The organism is Sphingobacterium chuzhouense (genome assembly GCF_014692525.1).
In the GTDB taxonomy this organism is placed as follows: Bacteria; Bacteroidota; Bacteroidia; order Sphingobacteriales; family Sphingobacteriaceae; genus Sphingobacterium; species Sphingobacterium chuzhouense.
In genome coordinates, this window is record NZ_JACNYL010000003.1 from 624440 (window position 1) to 647371 (window position 22932).

Annotated in this window: 23 protein-coding genes; 7 read left to right on the forward strand and 16 right to left on the reverse strand. The window is 41.3% G+C overall.

What is annotated here, in order from left to right:
• Window positions 1–52: 52 nt before the first annotated feature.
• Window positions 53–1858 carry a DUF4091 domain-containing protein gene (locus H8B21_RS14685; RefSeq protein WP_223815050.1) on the reverse strand — a complete coding sequence of 602 codons (1806 nt, stop codon included), beginning with the start codon at window positions 1856–1858 and terminating at the stop codon, window positions 53–55.
• A gap of 224 nt (window positions 1859–2082) precedes the next feature.
• On the opposite strand from H8B21_RS14685, the gene H8B21_RS14690 reads away from it, so the two are divergent.
• Complete coding sequence (locus tag H8B21_RS14690) at window positions 2083–3720, forward strand: ABC-F family ATP-binding cassette domain-containing protein (protein ID WP_190314509.1); 1638 nt, start codon at window positions 2083–2085, stop codon at window positions 3718–3720.
• 34 nt (window positions 3721–3754) lie between these two features.
• Window positions 3755–4651 carry a sugar phosphate isomerase/epimerase family protein gene (locus H8B21_RS14695; protein ID WP_190314510.1) on the forward strand — a complete coding sequence of 299 codons (897 nt, stop codon included), beginning with the start codon at window positions 3755–3757 and terminating at the stop codon, window positions 4649–4651.
• Here H8B21_RS14695 and H8B21_RS14700 read toward each other — a convergent pair.
• From H8B21_RS14700 to pdxH, 5 genes are read right to left on the reverse strand one after another with little or no spacing between them, the layout of a single operon-like run.
• Entirely contained in the window at window positions 4644–6143 is a 1500-nt protein-coding gene (locus tag H8B21_RS14700) for a M14 family zinc carboxypeptidase (RefSeq protein ID WP_190314511.1), read from the reverse strand. The genes H8B21_RS14695 and H8B21_RS14700 overlap by 8 nt on opposite strands.
• Window positions 6144–6199: 56 nt before the next feature.
• The gene (locus H8B21_RS14705; RefSeq protein ID WP_190314512.1) at window positions 6200–7537 is read right to left on the reverse strand and encodes a dihydroorotase; all 1338 of its coding nucleotides are present in this window, start codon (window positions 7535–7537) and stop codon (window positions 6200–6202) included.
• A 33-nt stretch (window positions 7538–7570) separates the two neighbouring features.
• Window positions 7571–8761 carry an NADH-quinone oxidoreductase subunit D gene (locus H8B21_RS14710; protein WP_190314513.1) on the reverse strand — a complete coding sequence of 397 codons (1191 nt, stop codon included), beginning with the start codon at window positions 8759–8761 and terminating at the stop codon, window positions 7571–7573.
• 6 nt (window positions 8762–8767) lie between these two features.
• Window positions 8768–9259: an NADH-quinone oxidoreductase subunit C gene (locus H8B21_RS14715; RefSeq protein ID WP_190314514.1), complete on the reverse strand. Its 492-nt coding sequence runs from the start codon at window positions 9257–9259 to the stop codon at window positions 8768–8770.
• Between the two features lie 3 nt (window positions 9260–9262).
• On the reverse strand, window positions 9263–9916 hold the full coding sequence (pdxH, locus tag H8B21_RS14720; protein ID WP_190314515.1) for a pyridoxamine 5'-phosphate oxidase: 654 nt from the start codon (window positions 9914–9916) through the stop codon (window positions 9263–9265).
• A 115-nt stretch (window positions 9917–10031) separates the two neighbouring features.
• On the opposite strand from pdxH, the gene H8B21_RS14725 reads away from it, so the two are divergent.
• Window positions 10032–10613 (forward strand): YqgE/AlgH family protein, encoded by a 582-nt coding sequence (locus H8B21_RS14725; protein ID WP_223815051.1) that lies wholly within the window; start codon window positions 10032–10034, stop codon window positions 10611–10613.
• A gap of 48 nt (window positions 10614–10661) precedes the next feature.
• On the opposite strand, the gene H8B21_RS14730 is transcribed toward H8B21_RS14725, so the two are convergent.
• The 7 genes from H8B21_RS14730 to H8B21_RS14760 form a co-directional block, all read right to left on the reverse strand.
• Window positions 10662–11312 (reverse strand): hypothetical protein, encoded by a 651-nt coding sequence (locus H8B21_RS14730; protein ID WP_190314516.1) that lies wholly within the window; start codon window positions 11310–11312, stop codon window positions 10662–10664.
• Window positions 11313–11368: 56 nt separating this feature from the next.
• Complete coding sequence (locus H8B21_RS14735; RefSeq protein WP_190314517.1) at window positions 11369–12277, reverse strand: hypothetical protein; 909 nt, start codon at window positions 12275–12277, stop codon at window positions 11369–11371.
• 2 nt (window positions 12278–12279) lie between these two features.
• A complete protein-coding gene (locus H8B21_RS14740) occupies window positions 12280–12915 on the reverse strand; it encodes a hypothetical protein (protein WP_190314518.1) in 636 nt (211 codons plus the stop codon).
• Window positions 12916–13003: 88 nt separating this feature from the next.
• A complete protein-coding gene (locus H8B21_RS14745) occupies window positions 13004–14062 on the reverse strand; it encodes a helix-turn-helix domain-containing protein (RefSeq protein WP_190314519.1) in 1059 nt (352 codons plus the stop codon).
• A 128-nt stretch (window positions 14063–14190) separates the two neighbouring features.
• Entirely contained in the window at window positions 14191–14835 is a 645-nt protein-coding gene (locus H8B21_RS14750; RefSeq protein ID WP_190314520.1) for an NAD(P)H-binding protein, read from the reverse strand.
• A gap of 1 nt (window position 14836) precedes the next feature.
• Window positions 14837–15838 (reverse strand): 2-hydroxyacid dehydrogenase, encoded by a 1002-nt coding sequence (locus H8B21_RS14755; RefSeq protein WP_223815052.1) that lies wholly within the window; start codon window positions 15836–15838, stop codon window positions 14837–14839.
• 24 nt (window positions 15839–15862) lie between these two features.
• Window positions 15863–16204 (reverse strand): hypothetical protein, encoded by a 342-nt coding sequence (locus H8B21_RS14760; RefSeq protein WP_190314521.1) that lies wholly within the window; start codon window positions 16202–16204, stop codon window positions 15863–15865.
• 173 nt (window positions 16205–16377) lie between these two features.
• Between H8B21_RS14760 and H8B21_RS14765 the strand changes: the two genes are divergently transcribed.
• From H8B21_RS14765 to H8B21_RS14780, 4 genes are all read left to right on the forward strand, one after another.
• Window positions 16378–16602, forward strand: a complete 225-nt coding sequence (locus H8B21_RS14765; RefSeq protein WP_190314522.1) for a hypothetical protein — start codon at window positions 16378–16380, stop codon at window positions 16600–16602.
• Between the two features lie 87 nt (window positions 16603–16689).
• Window positions 16690–16929 (forward strand): DUF1456 family protein, encoded by a 240-nt coding sequence (locus H8B21_RS14770; protein ID WP_190314523.1) that lies wholly within the window; start codon window positions 16690–16692, stop codon window positions 16927–16929.
• Between the two features lie 120 nt (window positions 16930–17049).
• Window positions 17050–17691, forward strand: a complete 642-nt coding sequence (locus H8B21_RS14775; RefSeq protein WP_190314524.1) for an HAD family hydrolase — start codon at window positions 17050–17052, stop codon at window positions 17689–17691.
• A 191-nt stretch (window positions 17692–17882) separates the two neighbouring features.
• Window positions 17883–18782, forward strand: coding sequence for an AraC family transcriptional regulator (locus H8B21_RS14780; protein WP_190314525.1), 900 nt, complete (start codon window positions 17883–17885; stop codon window positions 18780–18782).
• Window positions 18783–18801: 19 nt separating this feature from the next.
• Here H8B21_RS14780 and H8B21_RS14785 read toward each other — a convergent pair whose 3' ends face one another.
• The 3 genes from H8B21_RS14785 to H8B21_RS14795 form a co-directional block, all read right to left on the reverse strand.
• Window positions 18802–19509: an SGNH/GDSL hydrolase family protein gene (locus H8B21_RS14785; RefSeq protein WP_190314526.1), complete on the reverse strand. Its 708-nt coding sequence runs from the start codon at window positions 19507–19509 to the stop codon at window positions 18802–18804.
• Between the two features lie 93 nt (window positions 19510–19602).
• On the reverse strand, window positions 19603–21624 hold the full coding sequence (locus H8B21_RS14790; RefSeq protein WP_190314527.1) for a polysaccharide lyase family 8 super-sandwich domain-containing protein: 2022 nt from the start codon (window positions 21622–21624) through the stop codon (window positions 19603–19605).
• Window positions 21625–22929 carry a glycoside hydrolase family protein gene (locus tag H8B21_RS14795; RefSeq protein ID WP_190314528.1) on the reverse strand — a complete coding sequence of 435 codons (1305 nt, stop codon included), beginning with the start codon at window positions 22927–22929 and terminating at the stop codon, window positions 21625–21627.
• Window positions 22930–22932 lie beyond the last annotated feature (3 nt).

The window sequence follows — 22932 nt, forward strand, 5'->3', positions numbered from 1 at the left end:
TCTTAGTAAGAGTAATATCCCCGCTAATTTAACAAAGTTATTTTTTTTATTCCTATTGTACCAATTGAACCGAAAGCTCGTTAAGCAATGCTTTCGCATCATTTAGGTCTTGATTCCAGGTCTCGTTACGTTTTGTAATCTTCAATTTCTGAATGGCAGTTTCCAATCGGTCTAAATTTACTTGGTCACCTTTATTCTCCAGCGCTTGTTTCACGACTTGAATCTTCGCATAGTCTTGAAGCCCTTCCAATAGGCGTTCGTAACGGATCGAGCTTCTAGCATTTGGATATACCATATAGGTGTCGCCCGCCGGCCAGGTACGAAAACGTGAATCGGTTAAAGGATTTTCTACCCAGGAATTGAACGACCAGCGTAACATACCGTCAAAGTGTGAGGCTTCCGTGTACCACGCTAATAGTGCTGATTCTGCAGGATCCGAGAATGTGAACTGATTCGGAAATGCATTTCCACAGTAGATATAAAATGTCGTGTTCAATCCACGCGATTGACGGTCTTTAAGATCCGCTTCTGAAAACGGATGTTTAGCAGCAATGCTAATATCATCGCTGTTCGGGTAACGCTGATAGGTTTTTTGATTATCGGCATAAGATATGCCCAATTCGGGTACCACTTTCTGTAATAAAGACAATGCCCCGTCTACTTCTTCCCGCGTACGTTCATCCATCGCGATATTGGTTTTTTCTAGCCAACCTTTTTCGCGCAGGTGCTCGGCAAAATCAACTAAGAAAGGGGTCCATAATTCTTCAAATATAGGTGTACCGGCTTTCGCCTCAACATTGACCAACTCGCCACTTGCTTCATCCTGATAGTGTATTTCGTTATTCCAGGGGATAATCGAATAACAATTGATCATTTTGTTAATACCAAGGTCTAACATAAACTGCACCCATTTATCAAATACCCTATAATCATACTTCCAGGAACCGTCCTTTTGTTTCGTCCAGACAATCATGTCCGCATAAGGATCGAACGTCTGCACATTCCAAGGATCTTTATTAAGTGTAGCAGTAATCACTTTTTGCCCCACATCCGCTAACATCTGCATCTGTGGTTTCAATGCTTCAAAATGTTCATCCGACCACATTTCCACTTCTTCTACACGGGCTACAGCAGAGGGATGTTGCCATAAATCTAAATGATAGGTCCATTCCGAAGCCTTTGGCAAGGCTTGATTGATAACCTGCAATGATAAATCCAGTTCCTGAGTGGGGCTATCATCTGCTTTTACCTGTATCTTTGCTGTATAGCTTCCCGGTTTGGCGTCTTCCGGAATACGCACGGTTACCCATACAGGCCGTACCTTCTTTGCTTCAAGATCAAAAGACGAAAGTTTATCCAACATATCAGGCGATAGAGACGACACAAAATCTTCCGGTTTACGGTGTCCACATCCATCGGCAAACTCATCGGTCATCACATAGCGCACAAAATGGGCAGACGCAATATCTGCTGACAACTCGCCGCCGTTTTCGGTACGAAAACCTGATATTTCCACTTGTGCACCAGGTAATTCAGCATTTGTCCATAGCAATATTTGAGCAGAGACACGTTCTCCTCTCCATCCGGTAACGGAGGCTTGCTTCTCGACCGCGAAGTCCGGAGCTATTGACTTCGGAAAGCGCTTATCAATCGTCACAAAAGAAGCGTGTAATCCATTTTCTACCATAGACCAATCGGACAATGTATCTGCCGTGGGGTCGGGTAATTCTTTAAAATCAACCAATTCGAATGGAGTTTTCCGCACCTGTTCTTGTTGGCTTTGGCTGCATGCAGACGTCATTCCGATGAGGATGGCGCCATATAGCATACCTTTTAATTGTTGTGTGTTTAAGTTCATAATACGTCATTATTCATTTATGCCTAGTGCTTCCCCTAATACTATGATGGAGTCCCCTAATAACATAATTTAACTTAAACTTCGCTAAAATGTCCAGCAGATGCAAACATTATTGAAACACAATCGATTGCTTAAAAATACTTTTACTTATTTTAACGTTGCTCCCACTTTTCCTGTGTCCACAATGTATTAGAAATCCCATAAATAAAGCGTATCTTTGCAACATGATAAATGTGTCTAATTTATCGCTTCGTTTTGGGAAGCGTGTACTGTTTGAAGATGTAAACTTGAAATTTACACCTGGAAACTGTTATGGAATCATAGGCGCCAATGGTGCAGGAAAATCAACATTCCTTAAAATTGTCTCGGGAGAAGTTGATCCTACGACGGGGTCTGTATCTTTTACTCCGGGCGAGCGTATGTCCGTACTGAAGCAAAATCACTACGAATTTGATGAATTTACAGTTCTCGAGACGGTCATGATGGGCAACCAGGAGCTTTACAAGGTGATGAAAGAGAAAGATGCCATTTACATGAAAGAAGACTTTACAGACGCGGATGGCGAACGTGCGGGTGAACTGGAAAGTCTCTTTGCAGAAATGGATGGATGGAATGCAGAGAGCAACGCGGCTACCTTATTGAGCAACTTAGGAATCAAAGAAGATCTTCATTATAAATTGGTTAAGGAACTGGATGGTAATGAGAAAGTACGGGTGCTTCTGGCGCAAGCCTTATTTGGTAACCCAGACATCTTGATTCTCGATGAGCCAACCAACGATTTGGACATCAATACGATCGCTTGGTTAGAAGATTTCTTGGCAGGATATGAGGCTATAGTCTTGGTTGTATCGCACGACCGCCACTTTTTAGACCATGTCTGTACGCATATCGTTGACATCGATTTTGGTAAGATGAATATTTACACCGGTAACTATAGTTTCTGGTATGAATCTTCTCAACTGGCATTGAAACAACGTGCAGACCAAAACAAGAAGATGGAAGATAAAGTTAAAGAATTGCAGGAGTTTATCCGCCGCTTCTCGGCAAACGCCTCGAAATCTAAACAAGCGACTTCCAGAAAAAAAGCTCTTGAGAAGCTCAATGTTGAAGAAATCAAACCTTCGAATCGGAAGTATCCGGCTATTATGTTCAACCAAATGGATCGGGAACCGGGCGACCAAATATTGCATGTAGAGGGGCTAAGTAAAACTGTCAACGGTGAAGTTTACTTTAAAGATGTTACTTTCATGATCAATAAAGGCGACAAAATCGCGCTATTGTCTGAAAACTCGTTGGTAACTACGGCTTTCTATGATATATTAGCAGGTCGCGACAAAGATTTTAGTGGGGAGTTCAAATGGGGAGTTACGATCACACCGACCGATATGCCAATTGAAAACGCCGATTATTTTGAGGGTCGCGATGAGAATCTTGTTGATTGGCTTCGTAATTATACATCAAAACCAGAGGCGGACGAACAGTTTATTCGTGGATTTCTAGGAAAAATGTTGTTTTCCGGCGAAGAAGTATTAAAAAAGGTATCGGTATTATCCGGTGGAGAAAAAATGCGCTGTATGTTTTCAAAAATGATGCTTCAAGGTGCCAATTTCCTTCTATTCGATGAGCCTACAAACCACCTTGATTTGGAATCCATCACGGCATTAAACAACGGCTTGTTAGATTTTAGAGGTTCGATGTTATTTACATCCCGTGACCATGAGTTGACGCAAACAGTAGCAAACCGCATCATTGAACTTACGCCCAACGGTGTAATTGACAAATTAATGTCTTACGATGAATACATCAATTCGGATGTCGTCAAAGCGCAACGGGAAGAGATGTACGGTAAAACAACCGTATAAGAAGAGAAAGAGAACTAAATTTATAAAACAACCCATGAAAATAAACACATTGTCCTCGCTTATATTGTTGGCGGGAATTGCCTTCTTATCTTGTTCATCCGGAACAACATCATCAAATACGCAAGTTGAAGATACCTTACAGGATACTATCGGTTATCCCGAAGAACATCTAAACTGGAAATTAGGCGCACAAGCATACACCTTTAGGTTATTTACCTTTGCCGAAGCATTGGATAAGATAGATAGCGCCGATTTACGATTTGTGGAAGCGTTTCCGGGGCAAATTGTCGGTGCTGGAAACGAGGAAAAGTTAACCTATACTCTCTCGGAAGAAGGACGGGATTTGGTGCGCAAACTCTTGTCAGACCGTAATATCACGCTACATGCCTTTGGCGTAGTTAATGGCAAAGATGCGGAAGAGTGGGAGCAGATTTTTGCCTTTGCCCAGGATATGGGCGTCAAGGTTATCAATTGTGAGCCTAAAGAAGAGCATCTAGATATTGTATCCGCGTTGTGTGAAAAATACGATATTCGTGCTGCCATTCATAATCACCCAGAACCTACAACCTATTGGAAACCTGAGGTCGTTTTGTCAGCATTAGAAGGAAGAAGTCCGAAGATGGGTGCAGCCGCCGATGTTGGCCACTGGATGCGCTCGGGATTAGACCCTGTAGAATGCCTAAAGAAATTAGAGGGCAAGATTATACACTCACACTTTAAGGATCTGAATGCTTTTGGTGATAAAAAGGCACACGATGTACACTGGGGAATAGGTAAGCTTCCTATCAACGAAGTCATCGAAGAATTAAAAAGACAGAACTTTGACGGGATGCTTTCCGCTGAATACGAATACAACTGGGAAAACAACCAAAGTGATGTTGCCCAGAGTGTACGCAATTTCCGTGAGCTATTATCGGCATCCGCTAATTAATCCAGTTTTTATAAAAATTTTCCTGCGGTGGTCGACTTAGATCGATAAGATATCCGTTGACCACTGCATATTTCAAGGTAGTACCATCCCCCAAAAAGAAATTACTGGTTCCTGTCAATACAATTTTAGATGTCGGTACGAACTCACCTTGGGCAGAAACAACCAACGGAAGATTATGTAAACGATCCTGTCCCCTGGACGTTACCCTAACCGCAATATACCCCTGTTTCAATAACTCCCAAGCTCTATTATTACTAATATCATTAACCTCTTTGAAAACCTGCGGATAAACTTTTCCCTGAATGAATTTCAATCCGCCAGCGTCCAGCTCATCATACCCGTACGTACCTTCTAAGTCGCCTATATCTTCTACCCATCCTCTTACACAGTAATCCCTTTCCACGGTCAATTCTGCCCGGCGGATAGCGATATCGGTTTTTAGTGGCACACTATCCGTTCCCAAATCGATTTGGCGGATAACCACATCATGTAGCTGAGACGCGTTAAAAGGAATCTTATCATATGCTTTATAGTCGTACTTTTTATATGAATCTTGCGCAATTTCCAGTAAAGCGTTAAAGATAATGGCAAAATTAAATCTTCTTATTTGCTGTTTTTCGGGATCGCCTTTTAAGCCGCCCGATTCAATCAACACTGTACTAGCTCCCCATGCCTGAAAGTTATCACCGAAGCCTCGTGGTGAATGTGTGTCATCATACTTTGCCACCGCATCTGGAACATATTGTTGCAGGAGCTCGTTCATTCCCACAATCAGTTGCATCGCACCTTTCCGAACATCATTTATTTCCCTTTCTGTATTATAAGCTGGTGCTAGCATCGCTATAGTTACTGGATTTTTCGTCTCAGGCACATTATAATATATGCTCTGGTCGTGTAGATTAAAACCGAAATTGGGTTTAATCTCTTCCGCCATTCGTCGCAGTATCTTCGCTTCTACCGTGTGATTCGCACGTGCGTCTCGATTTAAATCGATATATTGTGCATTTCTTCGTATATAACGCTCTGCACCGTCGGGATTAAGCATGGGGATAAAATGAATTGTTAAATTATCCTTTAGACAGGTTCGAATGGAATCAAAGCCGTCGTCTTTACCTTCCAAAAAATTGAAAATATCAAACAAAGCCATCGTTGCTGTCGGTTCGTCGCCATGCATCTGCGACCACAACATCACTTTTCTATCTCCATTACCGTATTGCAGTTTATATATTGCTCGACTTTCCACTGATTTCCCTATCTCCGCTACTTGCAAGACACCTTTCTCTTCACGTCTTTTCACCAAGTCTACAATATCTTGATGCTTAAAGCGCCTATTCGTTAAAGCGGCCTCTTTATACGTGTTATGTAAACTATTATACGTGGCTGTATCCAACGTCATCGCATCTGCATATCTATTTGATTCACCCGTAATTGTGGTTTGGTTACAAGATTGAAGGCTTGTGAGTATACATAAAAGAAATAAGGTTCTTTTCATAACATCCAAATAACGTTATAATCGTCTGTGTATTATACTATACATCGGCCATGTTTCTATCGATTAAACAATAACCGATGCCCTGTACCTACTTCAATAATCTTGCCATCTGTATAAGCCACATTTCCAGAGACCAGCGTGTGGACTATAGTGGACGAAAATGTATGATTTTCAAAAGGTGACCATCCGCATTTGGACAGGATATTATCTTTGGAAACCGTGTAAGGCCGATTAAGATCTACTAAAACCAGATCTGCCCAGTAGCCCTCTCTGATAAATCCTCTGCTTTCTACTTGAAACAGTTCAGCGGTATTGTGCGCCGTTTTTTGCACCATTTGTTCCAATGTGATTTTGCCTTGTTTAACGAAATCCAACAGCGCTTGGAGGGCATGTTGCACTAATGGGCCGCCAGATGGTGCCTGAGCATAGGGTTGCGATTTTTCTTCGAACGTATGGGGAGCATGATCTGTAGCAATAACATCGATATGGCCATCTAACAATGCTTGAAAAACACCGTCTCTATCCGCGGCGGTTTTTACTGCAGGGTTCCATTTGATGAAGTTTCCTTTTTCTGCATAATCTGCGTCAGAGAACCAAAGATGGTGCACACAGGCTTCCGCCGTAATTTTCTTCTCCTTTAAGGGTATGGAATTAATAAAAAGTGCAGTTTCCGCCGCAGTCGAAATATGCAATATATGAAGTCGGGTATCATGCTTTTTGGCAAGTTCCACCGCTTTGGAAGAAGAAAGATAACAGGCCTCTGCTGTCCGGATAAGCGGATGCATAAAAGGCTGAAGCCCTTCTTCGCCATATTTTTCCTTAAAAGCCTGAAGATTACGCCGTACTGTCTCTTCGTCTTCACAATGTACTGCTATCAATGTCGGTGCTTCGGCAAAAATCTTCTCCAATGTCGCCTCATTGTCTACCAGCATATTACCGGTGGACGAGCCCATAAAAATTTTGATACCACATACATCACGTGGATTCGTTTTTAAAACCTCGTCTAAATTGTCATTTGCGGCTCCCATGAAAAAAGAATAGTTTGCCAATGATTTTTCGGCAGCAATATCGTATTTGTCTTGCAACAATTTTTGGGTCAACGTATTCGGAACCGTATTTGGCATTTCCATAAACGAGGTGGTGCCTCCTGCAACCGCAGCACGACTTTCATGCCAGATATCTGCTTTATAGGTCAAACCTGGTTCGCGAAAATGCACTTGATCGTCGATTAGTCCTGGTAACAGATTTAATCCTTGCGCATCTATCGTTTGATCGGCAGCGTGATTAATTTCCTCAGCGATCATTTCGATCCGTCCGTTACTGATATAGACATCGCCCAAAAAGGTCTTTCCTTCGTTGACAATTTGTGCAGATTTTATGAGAATTGATGACATGTTTTAGTTATAAATGTTAAGTTATGAATTATGCTATCTATCTACCTCCCCCAATACAATATCAATAGACCCTAATATAGCGATTAAGTCCGCTATAAGCTGCCCTTTACCTAATTCGGGCAATACTGAAAGATTATTAAAACTAGGTCCCCTAGCCTTCACCCGTCGCGGCACATCTGTTTTCTCTTGCGTTACGAAATGGAAACCTAATTCTCCTTTGGGGTTTTCTGCACGAACATAATATTCTTGTGCTTTTAAGTTTACCTTTTTTGGAACTAATCCCCGCGGATCGAAATCCGGTGTCCTTTTAAAATCTGCTCGAAGCCTTTGCAGACATTGCTCTATAATTTTTACAGATTCTTTAACTTCGTCTACCCGCACCTTATAACGATCCCAGCAGTCTCCAAGCGTTCCCATATCTCCCTTTCCAATTGGAATTTCAAACTCCAACTCAGGGTAAACACTGTAGCCATCCACCCGGCGCAAGTCCCACTTAATGCCCGAAGCACGCAGCATCGGTCCACTGCATCCATAGTTGATAGCTACATCAGCAGGCAAAGCTCCGATATTCGCTGTACGCGAAATAAATATCTGGTTATTAGATAGCAAATCATCTAATTCCACCAACTTAGGTTTAAAATAATCTACAAATTCCTGGCAACGTTCTTCAAATCCAACAGGCAGATCGTAAAATAAACCACCTATCCAAATATAATTATACAGCATACGCGACCCCGAAGCCCACTCCAACATGTTCATAATATGCTCCCTATCGCGGAAACACCACATAAAAGGTGTAAAAGCTCCTATATCGATGCCATAAGTACCGATAGCAATTAAATGGGAAGCGATACGGTTAAGCTCGCAAACCAACACTCTTATATATTCCACACGCTTAGGAAGCTTGTCCTCTATCTTGAGCATACGCTCCACTCCCATCACGAAAGCGTGGCTATTGTTCATGGACGACAAGTAATCCAATCGATCGGTAAACGGTATAGCTTTCCCATAATTCATTGATTCTGCATGCTTATCAAAGCAACGATGAAGGTAGCCCAGATGCGGGATGATCTCTTTAACGACCTCTCCATCGGTAATGAGCTCCAAACGGAGCACCCCGTGTGTAGAAGGGTGTTGAGGCCCCATGTTAATCACCATTTCCTGCGACGTTATCGCTGCAATCTTCTTTTTATAATTTTCCAATCCTTCGGTATAACGCGTCATCTTCGTCTATTTTATGGCTATTCCGTGATATGTTTCCGCATCTTCATAATCCTTACGCAACGGATATCCTTGCCAATCGTCGGGTAGCAGGATACGTCTTAAATCGGGATGTTCTGTAAAAAATATTCCCATCAAATCAAATGCTTCCCGCTCATGCCAATCGGCTGTACGCCAAACAGCGGAAACAGAGGGGATCTCGGGCAAATTATCAAGTCGGCGGTCATTCTCAATTTCCACTTTCAATGTCAATTGCGTTTGATAAGGAATGGACGACAGGTGGTATACCACCGCAAACCGATAGTCAGGATAGTAGTCTAAGGTAGAGATATTAGACAAGAAATCGAAATAATATCCCTCAGTATCACGCAATAAAAAAGCGATTTTCACTAGGTCGCTATCATTTATGACCAAAATGGGATGTAAATGCTCCTCTTCTATACGGACAATAGCTTGTTCACCAATATGCGTTGTTATTAAATCTTTTATTTCGGTTATCATGTACTAAGGCGCTAATCGTTGTATAATCCAGTCTCCCTGTTGGAAGACATATTCGATACGGTCGTGCAGACGACTACTTCTACCCTGCCAAAATTCTATTCGCAACGGACTCACCAAATATCCTCCCCAGAAAGCAGGGCGTTCGATATTTGTTTGTTCTGCGTATTCCGCTGTTAATTCTCCGACACGTGTTTCCAATACTTCCCTGTTGGTAATGACTTGGCTTTGCGGGGAAGCGATTGCTCCTATGCGGCTCCCCCTCGGGCGGGATGCAAAATATTCATCAGAATCTTCCGCAGGCAATTTCTCCGCCCACCCCTCGATACGTACTTGCCTTTGCAGTTCAGGCCAAAAAAATAAAAGACTGACTTTCTTTTGTTTTGCCATGGCTAGTCCCTTCCTACTATGATAGTTGGTAAAAAAACTAAATCCAGAAGGTTTTATATCTTTTAACAGAACGACCCTCGAAGAAGGAAAACCATCTTCCCCAACCGTGGATAATACCATCGCATTCGGTTCGACTACCTCCGCATGACGGGCTGCGTCAAACCAACGTTGGAACTGTTCGATCGGACTGGATAGTACATCGGTTTCGTCCAGTTTATATTTACAATAATCTTCCCGTATAGCTGCAATATCTTTATGGATAATGGACATGGGTTAAGTTTGTTGATGCAAGCACAAACTTAATCAAAAGCAGCGGGATTCGTAAGGTGCAAAGGCAAAAAATTGCTTTTTTGGAAAAAACGGCTTATATTGAAACAGGTTTTAGATGAAGACTCTTGTTATGTTCAATATACACACACCTCAAAAGGGAAGTTTATTACTCTCCGAACCGTTTATGCTCGATAACAATTTCGAAAGGTCTGTTATTTTACTATGCGAACACGACGCTATTGATGGAACAATGGGTGTTATCGTCAATAATCGTTCCTCTCTGCTGTTATCGGATGTAATACCGGATGTAGAAAATCCACGGTTTCCTTTATATATTGGAGGTCCGGTGGGTGTAGAAGCGTTATTTTTTCTTCATAAGGTTCCAGAAAAGATTGAGGGAGGCGTTGAACTCGTCGACGGTATTTACTTTGGTGGAGATTTCGAACAGATACGATTTCTGGTTAATGATCATCTTCTTCAGCCCGATGAAATTAAATTTATCCTCGGCTACGCCGGATGGACGCCAGGACAACTGGACGACGAAATCGCGCAAAATAGCTGGGCAGTACACAATAAATTCCCAAGTGACCTACTCCTACTACAAGATGGCGAAGACCTGTGGAAACAAGCACTTATTAGCCTAGGCCCGAAATATGCGCATGTTGCGAATTTCCCTAAAAGTCCGGATTTGAATTGACATAAATCAATCCGACTTCGTTTTTCTTTTAAAACCAATGCTCCCTCCTTATTCCAAACAACCAGAAGTCGGATGCTTATAATACTTCTTCAACAATTGAAAAGGTACGTCTATTGATTTAGCTGACACACAGTCTACTTCCATGTTTGTGATGGCATCGCTATCCGTATTTTCCGACGAATCCGAATGTATACTGTATTTCTTTTCCAAACATTTTATTGGGCTCCCTTTGACAATGTAAATTCTACGTTCCTTAATGTCGTCTTTTGTTACGCCTTCTCCGGATGCAAAAGACCAGTAAGTGCCTTTAAAAAACGCAAAATAAACAGAGTCATTTTGTATATAATATCGGTCTATTGCCTCATAATGATCGTATTCGTTGTATTGATGTTCAATAACCAGAAGCTTGTCCTCTTTGGCATAATAAGTAACTTTGCCCCTCTTCTCCTCTTTACAATTGTAAGCAAAAGAAAGCGTATCGAGTTTATTTTGGTCTATCAAGCTGATTATACTACCATACATGCGCTGAATTTCCGGTATATCGTGCGGTGTCCACTTGGACAACCACATACGATCAGGCTGCTGTACCGTTGTCGGCAGCGACAAAGAGTCTTCTTCACCCACGTTTTTCTCTCCTTTTTGTACGCAAGAAAAGAAAAACACCATTATAAACAAATCGAAAAAAAATACTGCTTTCATCCTAGCTTTGTTTTATCTCTATTAAACGTACGGATACTTTAATTGTTTTCCGACATTTATTGCTGATTTAACCACCGTAGAATATTTCGTAATAGCTTCACGTGATCGCCGGCATCAGGATGGTTCATTCCCTGCTTTTTACTATTTATACCTTTTAACAGCGCAGTAAAAGGGGAAGCATCAGCAAAGATACACACTCGGCCATTGCCACATTTTAGTAAGGCTCCATTTGCAATATTTCTACCCGAGATATAAGGGATATCGGGCTGGATAGCGCGCTCCATATCTTTGGTCTTTGAAGGCAGGTATATACGATATGCATCGCCTAATACTGAAAAAACTTCTGCTTCTTCCGGAGGAATAAAACCGCTTCCCCCCCAACACCGCAATTGGTTAACCGTGTGCCCTTCTCTGTCAGTAACGGCAGACGGAAGTAAGTTTCCTATCTTCCTGTTAAACAGCTCAGCTTGTCCATCTTTATGGTATGTGACACCATTGATAACATTAAAACCAAACCGTTCCGCCAAACGCCCGACCGCACCAGCACCGGGCATCTGATCTGTGATAATGAATAAGCCACCTCCTTCTTCGTGCACCCAACGGTATAATGCTTCTGTTTCATTTTCGTTAAAAATAGATGCATTAGGAAGGTCCCAGTCCGAGGGATGACTTAACGCATTGACCGTTACAAATATCTTCGCTTTAGATAAGACTTTTCTGTCGATAGAAGCGTTATGGTTCTGAAGTTGATACCCTTCGGCCTGTACCACATCGGCAAATCCTTTAAACTGACCCCCTATCGTAAAAGCATTATGATGATACTGGTCATACAAAATCAACGGACCATCCTTCGCCGGATAAAGAGGATCTTCCAGTCTCACCACAAAGTGAGGGTCGGAAACAGATTGTGCCAATATAAGCATCGGCATAGAGATCAGCAAGAATGCAAATACAACGAACTTCATAGCTATTCCATTTTAATCCAACGATCACTTTCGAAACAGTGCATCACAATTTTTTGGTTACTTTCTGTAAAAAACGTGACGGGCATGGCGGCTTCCTGATTTATAAATTCCTGATCAGTGATGCATGCTAATTGGATACGTTTACGATCCCAGCCCTGAATAAGTACAAGGTTCCCACCATCCGAAATAACTTTAATTTCGAACTTTTCGTTCCCCTCACGATGATAACTTCCGGCATATAGCTTAGCTAATAACGGCGGCACTGATTTCCGTTGCTCCGGATCGAAATCGACTTTGGTCAAATCAACTCGATCCAGAATCTTTACCCCAGCAGGCGGCGCAGCATCAAAAGCCAGCTTATACTGTTCTTCCACAGATTCAAAGGTTAACTCTCCTGTTTTCTTTAACTCATATTGTCGACCATCCCACACTTGACGTGCTCGCAACTGATTGTTTACTACGTCAAATTGAATATAGGCTACCCTATTGGGGAAGCGATAAAAACCTTCAAACTGCTGTAACGAGGTTTGTTCTTGAGCAAAATCATTATCTCGACTTTTATCGCCCATCGCGACATGTGGTTCACAGAGCCCAACAAGAGCTGCTATTACCAAAATTTGTTTTCGTATTCTTTTCATCTTTACCTTTGTTTTAATGAACAAGGCAAGGATAAGAAATTACTCTGCTATCAGCGTCCGCTTGGATAAACTTGTACCGCAATAGCTTTCATTTCACCTTTAAAAGGTATTGTTTCGGGGTCATACCCACTTCTTGTTTAAAGGAGCTGTAGAATGTGGTTTTAGAATTAAAGCCCGACCGGATGGAGATTTCCTGAATACTATATCCATTGAGTATATTACCTTTTAACAGCTGCTGGGCATAACGAACACGATAGCCATTGATAAATTGATAAAAATTCGAATCAATACCCGTATTCAATACGTAGGAAAGTTCGTGTATTGATAATCCAATCCTTTCAGCCAAATGAGGTAAACTCAACAGCGGGTCTAAATAGGGTTGATCTTTGTCCATCAAATCCTGTAATCTTTCTTTGAAAAACTGCACCTGTTCCATCGTTAGGCGTTCCTTATCTTTAGATAGTACCGCCGCTTTGATAACCGGGACTTGCTCATCACTTACAGGGTAGATAGCAGTTTGCAATAGTGCATAATAACTAAAAAACAGTATTCCAACCAAATACAAACTGTCAACCAACAATGAGACCGAATGAAAAAGACGTGTCACAAGTGATATAATACCTAAAAATAATATAACCCACCAGATATTCATAATCCACCGAAGATCGATAGCGCGAGGACTGGTAGAAAATGCTTTTAACAACAAGCGGTGCTTATACAGCAGCACATACGACCAAACTCCATAGACCAGGAGTTGCCCATATAAAAAATAACGTATTACATAACGGAGAACATCGGGCAATGTATAAGGGCTCCAAAGTAGTGAAACCAAAATTAAGGTAGGTACAAAGTGGATAGCGTATTTCTTATAAGGCTGATCAGGAGATAGGTATAGTTGTATAGCGATGAAGAAACAGGGGAATATCGCCCATCGTCCAAATTCCAGAAACGCTAGTAACATGACGTTTTCCGGGTAATTACTATTCTCCAAGAGAAGCTGAACAAATACACTGCATAAGAAAAAGGTACAGATCCCCAGAAAGAGATTAGCTCTTTTATTGACTTTGGGCAAGTTGGACAACAGCAGTAAGGAGAGCAGCAATAAACTGCCCCCGCATAATCCGTATATCAATGCTTGGTATACCATACATTCCTTAACCGGCTAAAGATAGCGAGACCAAATGGGATATTTGGTCATCTGTATCCAGACGGACAAATTTATCACTGACCATTTACGGATTTCTACACGTTTCTGCTTCCCTTTGCTGTAGGGTTTCATTCGGATATTCGCCTAATTTCGCTCAGGCTAACAACTTTATATTTTTCTTTAAATTTAAAATAGGAAGCAATCATAGCTTTTGCCAATCTTGCTGTTGTTATCGGTTGGTAACGCTTAAACAGACCTATCGCATTACATATTTTTAATAATTTAATAAAGATTTTTTCGCCCGCTCGATCAGAGTTAGGTCGTTCGATGCCGCCGGGTTGCAAGATAACAAATTGAGGAAAACCCAATTTGCGTACATTATTCTCCAACGTTCCTTTCATTTTGTTGTAGAAAAAAGAAGAATTTTCATTTGCACCGGTAGCCGACAGCAGCACAAAACTTTCGATGTCATTCGTCTTTGCTATAGAAGCAAAAGTCAATTGATAATCGTGGTCTACTCGCCATTGTGCTTCTTTACTACCAGCATCCTTTAAAGTGGTTCCTAAACAAGAAAAAGCCACATCGCCTTGAATCTGATCCTTGTACTGCTGTAAGTTTTCAAAATCCACGAGAAACTCTGTCAGTTTAGCATGTTTCTCAAAATAGGGTCTGCGAACTAAAACGATCACCTCCTGAAATCTTGAATCTTGTAAAAGTTGCTTAACAAGTTCACGTCCTGTAGCTCCGGATCCTCCAATAATAACTGCTTTCATATCATTTCATCTTATACACCTCTGCGTTGACAACCTGAGGCATCTTTTTTCCGTTTTTCACTGCAATCAAATTATTCACAGCCATTAATGTCATTTTTGTTCGTGTCTCCACAGTTGCGGAACCGATATGCGGCAGTACGCAGACATTCGACATACTTAAAAGCGGATTGCTGGGCAACATCGGTTCCGGATTCGTAACATCAAGTCCAGCCCCCCAAATATCACCATTCACCAGCGCCTCGGTTAAATCCACTTCGTTATGAATCTTGCCCCTTGCTGTATTAATAAAAATCGCCGATTTTTTCATCTTTTTGAAGGCTGTCGCATTAAATCGATCTTTTGTCTCCGAACTTAAGTTAGCGTGTATGGATATAACATCACTTTTTTCCAATAATTTGTCAAAAGATACATATACCGCATCCACTTCCCGCTCTGCTTCGACATTTCTATGTCGGTTATAGTAAATAATATCCATCCCATATATCACTTTCGCCCTACGAGCTAGCGCCAGTCCTATTCTTCCTAATCCAAATATACCCAATGTTTTCCCGTAAAGTTCGACACCAAGATCGTCCGTAGAACCCAGACCTTGCCATTCACCACGAATGATCTGATTTGCCCGGAAAAATGCCTTTCGAGAAACTGTCAACATCAGCAACAAAGCAATATCAGCTGTTGCTTCACTCAATACATCCGGTGTATTACTAATCGGTATACATGCTTTGGTGGCTGCAGTGATATCTACATGATTATAACCCACACTTGTTAACGCTATACCTTTTAGATGGCTACAATTTTGAAAAAAATTTGCGTCTAATGCTGTGCCTCCGCGATGTAATAAAAAATCCACGTTTTGACAAGTTTTGGTAAGCTCTTCAGAAGTCCATATCTTTCCTTTTTCAGCAGTTATAACTTCAAATCCTTCTTCCATTAACCGTACCGCCGTTGTATCTGGGATGTTTCTTGAGATGAGTACCTTCATACTACCAACAGTAATATTCATGATTAAAACTGGATATCTGGTTGATTATTCATCAAGCATTTCATCAATAGGCGGATCCCCTAATATAGTATCTCCTCTAACAGACCTCAAATACCCTTGAAAAGAAATCTCCAACGCATGCGAAATAAGTTTAGCGTGGTCATCACTTGTCCCATACGACCCCAATACCACTTTGTCGTCATCGCTGTTTCCGATGATAGCCATTACACATTTATCACTGTCAGGAAGAAAAAGACCAACGCCGACTGTTTCATCACCATAATTAACCAACCACGTCTCTTCGACTTGGCCTTCAACTGCTTTTGGAAGGCTAATCTCTCTTTTCAGCAGATCTAATTTCACATTATCAAAATCAAGATTATTCATAACGATATCTATATATTATATAAACGTTCACCTATTTGTTTTTGTTTTGCACGATCCTATCTCCTCTCTAAATTCGGGGGTTATTTTATAAATATTGTGAATTCGCTACGTTCATCATTGAAAACTATACCGCACGCCAGCTGTTCTATGAGTAGTGATTAAAGAGAAACGATATGAATACGAACGAGAACAACGAAAAACCACAAACGGACCGCGAACGCGGGGTTGCTGAAAACGAAAAAGCAAATTACAGTGGCTTTCCTCCAGAAGAGTCGACAGACGAGAAAGATAAGAAGGATATCAAAGAGACAAATCAATCCGATAAACGCGACAAAGAGGGAGGCGATCTTGCCGGTAACGCAGCGGGAAATATACCGCCGGAAGAAGGAGAAAAATAACTGATATTACCTCTTGGAGCCGAGATTCCTAGGGGTAATTCCTTCAATATAATGCGTTTTTAGCATAGTTTTCTTTACATTTACGCCATGAGCAACAATGATATCATGAAAAAGCTCCGCGTAGCTTTAAAATTTACCGACGATGACATTATCGAAGTATTATCTCTTGTGGATTTCAAGGTAACCAAAACTGAGCTAAGTGCGATATTCCGTAAAGAAGACCACCCGAATTTTAAGCCTTGTGGCGATCAGTTTCTTCGAAATTTCCTCAATGGGCTGATTATCTATAAACGCGGTCGTCGACCTGACACACGATCGAAGTCTTAATTTATCTCGATAAACGCCCGCTTTCATCCACCACCGCCCTTTCCCATTTTTATTAGCTATAATGCCTTTTTTTAAGTAGATTCGATATTAAAAAAACAGGTTAAAGAAAAATGAATGCAAATGGTGGATACAGAACAAATTGATGCGATTATTTTTGACATGGACGGAACACTATGGGATGGTGTTGCATGTTACACACAAGGTTTTAATGATTTCTTCCAAAAAAACAATATTGAAAAGCAGCTGACAAACCAAGATATTTATAGGCTCACAGGTATAGAAGAAGATCAATTTCTGGAACTTATCTTACCCGAATTCCCCTATAAAGAAAGAAAAACCATGTACAAAGATATCATTGACCTTCAGTATGAGAATATCAAAACAAAAGGCGGAAAGCTCTATCCGTATGTAAAAGAAGGATTGGAACAATTAAGTCAGCAGCACCGGTTATTTATCGTCAGCAACTGTGCCGAATTTACCATCAAATATTTTATGGAATGGGCAGGTATTGAACAATATATTACCGACAGCGTAGCTCATGCCTCAAACTTCAAACCCAAGAATGAGAATATCAGGTACCTCATCGACAAGTATTCATTAAAAAGCCCTGTATATGTTGGTGATACAGCTTCTGATGGCAAACAAGCCAAACTCGCTAATATCCCATTCGTTTTCGTTAACTATGGATTTGGCGAAACCAAAACATACGACATACAATTTAGCTCATTTGAAGAATTAGCTTATTATTTCATCAAGCCATAAACGGGTTAAACGCGATAAACCTGCTTTCCTTGCGCACACATTTAAAAATAAAAATGTATTTTCCAATTGCTGAAATACATAGAAAACCCGTATCTTTAATTACGCAAACGATGGTAGAAGACCTTTGAAAAAAGAGTTTCTTAAGCGGTAGAGAAAGAAACTCACGCAAATTGACACGCAGTTATAAACAAATGAATGCACAGGTACAGATAAAAAAAATTAAAGAGGGCTTTGTGGGACAAAAAATGATTGTCATTCCACCTGAAATACACAATCAGATTGCAAAAAACCCGCTTATAAACAATCTTTACCTAACAGCCATTGGTTTTTACCCCTATGCCAACCATCATGACAGAAGACGAAACACAGGCTGCTCGCAATACATTTTGCTATATTGTATAGAAGGACAGGGCACCATTACCGTTCAAGGGAAAAAACATATTTTAAACCCTAACCACTTTTTTATTATCCCGCGCAATACCCCTCACCATTATCACTCCTCTTCTACCGATCCATGGAGCATCTATTGGATTCATTTTGAAGGAGAAAATTCAGATCGTCTCTATTCTAGACATACAGACGGCGCCGCTCCAAGTACACATTCATTGCCCTATGACGAACACCGGATTGAGCTGTTCAATCAAATCTTTAATATCATTGAAAATAGTTTTGATCAACGTAGCCTAGAATTAGCGAATATCAATCTTCTACAGTTTTTGTCCTCTTTAATTTATCATAAAGAAACTTTTCTGTCTTTTTATGAAGTCGATTGTGTAAACAAGTCCATAAAATTCATGAAAGATAACCTGGATTTGAATTTTACGCTACAGGATTTTGCCAGCGAACAAAATCTCTCCGTCTCCCATTATTCTGATCTTTTTAAGAAGAAAACAGGCTTTTCTCCTATTCAGTATTTTAATCAAATGAAGATCCACCAAGCCTGTCAATATCTGTATTTTACCGATATGAGCATTAAAGAAATTTGTAATACGCTGGGATTTAAGGATCCGTATTATTTTTCAAGGCTCTTCAAAAAATTAATGGAGATTGCTCCGGCACAATACAGAAACAATCATAAAAAGCGAACCTAGAGTGTTGTATCCCCTCTATTTAAAACCAGTGCATGATCTCATCGGCGATGAGTTTATGCCCCTTTTCATTCGGGTGATTGCTTTGGGCCATGTATAGCTTCAATTCCTCCCCTTCAGCTTTCCGTTTTTTAAATACTTGATAACTATCAACTATAGCAATATTATATTTCTTTGATAGATCCACTAGTTGATTCCGATATAATTCCAACGTGTTATCTGGCAAAAGCAGGTCAACTGTTAAATCGGGCGAGGGCGTCAAAAGAACCACTTTTATATCCTGTGCCAAAGCCTCTACGATCATCTTCTCCATCGCGGTGCGGGATCGCTCCAGACCGATATTTCGGTCATTCAGCGCATAATCGATAAACAGTACATCCGGCCGGTGTACCGTCACCTCCGTTTTGAATCTCTTTTCGCCTTGTTCGGAGTTCTCCCCACCGATGGAAGTCGTGATAACATTGATCACCGCGGTAGGATATTTCTCATCTAAAGCACGCATAACAAGAAATGGATAGGCATCCATTCTTCTTACCAAGGGGGTCTGAAAATAACCGGAAGGAACGGAATGTCCGTGAAACACCAAGTTAATGGTTCGGTTCGCTGGCCACTTTTCTTTCAGCTCTGCCTTGATCGTATCCAAATAAGCCGCCGAATCCGCCTGGGCATAGACTTTTTGACCAACAAGAATTAGCCCTACAAAACAAATGGTATATAGTATCTTTTTCATTAGAATAAATTGTTTTTTTATGGCAATGAAGCTTGCATAAATTATTCATATCCTTTTGTTTATCGAAATTTATGCAGGTTTCATTAATCGTTCTTATTTTAACGGTAATTGGGTCGTCGTACCATCCAAGGGCAACCGTATTTTAAACTTCTTGCCTCCAACGGTTACATTAACCTCTTTCCCTTCTTGAGTAGGGTCGCTCGCATAAAGCACACCACCCTTAATTAAAATTAAACAGGGCTGATCCACCTGGATAGCTTGTTTCTTTCCAAAATTAAGCTCTCCGGGCGAATAAAAAGCTGCCATCAGAATCCCCCCTTTGAATTCTACCGCTTGGCAAGCCTCTCCGTTCCGTAACACCGTCCAGCTAGGATTGCTCGCCAACCTTGCGGTTTGTTTTGGACTAGAAGCAGGTGCTATCACATATCCAGACGAATCTTCTCCAATCATATTATGTAGCATTTGAGGGAGGAACACACTCTCTTCTACTCGCTCTGCCATTCCAGCTGCATTGATGGAAGTCCAGTTACTTTCTACCTTTTTTAGATGAATGGTAAACACAGTCGGCTTTAGGGGGATATAGGCAAATCCCGAATGATGTATCCAACGAACATCATCGAGGCTATGCGTACCCGGCATTAAAGCATTCTCTACAGAATTTACGGTCACGTCACTTTGCAAACGGCTTTGATCTAAGGAGGTATATAAAGGTCCGGAAATACCTTTGCTTTTCATATCACCTATTAAACAAACCACAACATCCCCATGCGAGGCCCAAAACTTCCGAGCCGAAAACTCCTGTTTCTCCGTCTTATCTTGCAAAACGTAGTCCATCACAGAAAAGCCGTCTATATTATCGGACACTCCCCCTACGAAAGGCCTACGGCTTACATGGTACATCTCTTTAAAGGTGGTTAAACCGGGAAGAGCCGTCCAATCCCAGGCAGGCAATAGATCAAAATATTCCTCTCCGTTTCTAATCAAGTAAGTGTCTCCACTATTTAATAGCTTTCCTTTAAGATTTTCGCTATTAATAGACTCTGTAGGTAGCGTACGTGTGGACACCGTTTTTAAAAAGAAGCTGAACCCCGGGCGATGAAAAACAGCAAAATCAGAATACGGATAATATCGATAGCCTACAAGCGTCCCCTGACCGTTCTGCATGGCTTCCATTGTTGTGATGGCAGTATTTTGAGGTTGTAATTCCTTAATAAAAGGCAGCAATAAACGCATATCCGCACTCCGTAATTCGCCTTTTCTCGACGATGAGCGATCCATCGTTCCCGGAACTGTATGAATGCCTCGTGCCATCCATTGCCAGCCTTCGACAACCATATCCATTAAAATTTGTATCTTTTCCTCTGGAAAGGCCAAAGGCGTATCGCGGAGCTCCCAGGCGATGCGCATACTTTCCCACAGATAAGCCTTACCGTATTGAAACATTTGCAGACGCTTACCATGTTGATGAAAGCTGTAATCCGGTTGAATTCCTTCACCGGTTCCTATTTCAATTTCTTTTAGGATAAGTTGCCGGCATTTGTTTAAGAGGTTTTCGTCGTCTATCAATGCACCGTAGTGTAAACCCAAATCTGCACACCATATGAGATTGCCCCCCACATAGTCCTCGTGCACCCGTAGCTGGCCCATTACCGCTAACGCTTGTTGCAGGCGCAGAGAATCCAGGTCTTGCCGGAGCAAAACAATGATATCCCGCATCAACTGCGGTACCCCGATCTCATTATACCACCAGTTTTTGCTTTGGTATCTAATCTGTAACCAATGATCCAGCGCAATATCAATCACCTTTCGGATTGCTGGATCCTGATAATGCCGTGATTTAGGGTTTGCCCAAGCGAATGACAGCGTACGAACTCGTCTTAAGTGGATCGTGATTTTCCAATCCGCGAGGCTAGAATCCGCATAGTTGATATCCGGCCATTTTCCAGATGGATCCAAACGCTTTATGAATGAATCAATATCTTGTTCGGCATCGTTCGTACGGAACAAATATTCTTTATATCGATTTATTAGCGTATCATTAGACGGCGTTTGCGCCCATGCAGTATGCAGGGCAAAAAATGGTATAAGCAATAAAATAAATAGGAGATTTTTCATCTATTTTTCTATGGATTTGTCAGATATAAGATTCTGATAGCGCATCAACGATTCAATATAATAATAATCTGCATACGAGAGCGGAACATCGACTTCTACGTCGCCGGGGACACCACCCGAAGCATGCATCAAAATAAATCCGCCATTAGTCCCGACCGGCGCACGATAATTAGATGACGACAAACTGGCAATCATCTTTTCAGCTGCTGATGAATAATATTGGCTTTTTTTCTTGGTCACATATCCAGAAAGTTCCAATAAAGCTGAAGCCACAATGGCTCCTGCAGAGGCATCACGAGGTATTTCTGGATATTTCGCCGGATCGTAGTTCCAAACCGGATCATACCCTTCCTGGTTCACATTAAAATCCCAATAAGGCACCATATCGTCCGGAAGATTCTCATGCTTCAAGTAAAAATCGGCCATTCTTTGCGCCGCTTTCAAATATTTCTTATTTCCCGTTTCACGATACACCATCGTAAAACCATAGACCGCCCAAGCCTGTCCTCTAGACCAGGTAGAATTGTCGGAAAAACCTTGATGGGTTTCTCTACTCAATACCTTTCCGCTCAGAGTGTCATACGCAACCACATGATAACTGCTAAAATCTTTTCGGAAGTGATTTTTTAGGGTTTTATCAGTATGCTGAATCGCGATATCCTTATAATATGGATCGCCCGTTGCTTTCGAAGCAAAAAACAAAAGCTCCAGGTTCATCATATTGTCGATAATGACCGGGAAATCCAACATTCTCTTTCCATCCAAGGATTTAATCTCATCCCAGGATTCGATACATCCAACCTTTGGATTAAACCTACTGGCAAGGGATTTGGCCGATTGAATGAGGATAGCTTTATGTTCCGGTTTTTGAAAAAGACGATAGGCATTACCAAAACTACAGTACATCATAAAACCTAGATCGTGGTTGGCCGTAACCGTCTGTAGCTTCTCTAATTGTACAAGTTTGTTGTTCGCCTCTTTTAATAATATGGAGTCGCGGGAAAACTCATACAGATATAAAAGGGAGCCAGGATAGAACCCGCTTATCCAGGCATACGGACTCACGGACATCACCTGTCCATCGATATAAGTACGCGGCAGCTGATCTTTTGGAACCTGCTCGGATAGATAGGTATATTGTTTCACCGACTCTTGCAAACTTAAATTAACGGTATCATCCAACGCTGATCTGGAGGATCCACCAACATATTGCGCTGCCAATTTTGTACCCGGATAAAACGATAGCAAAAAACAACCACCTAAAAAAAGAGATTTCTTTATTAATGAGTTTACAGCTTTCTTCATAGC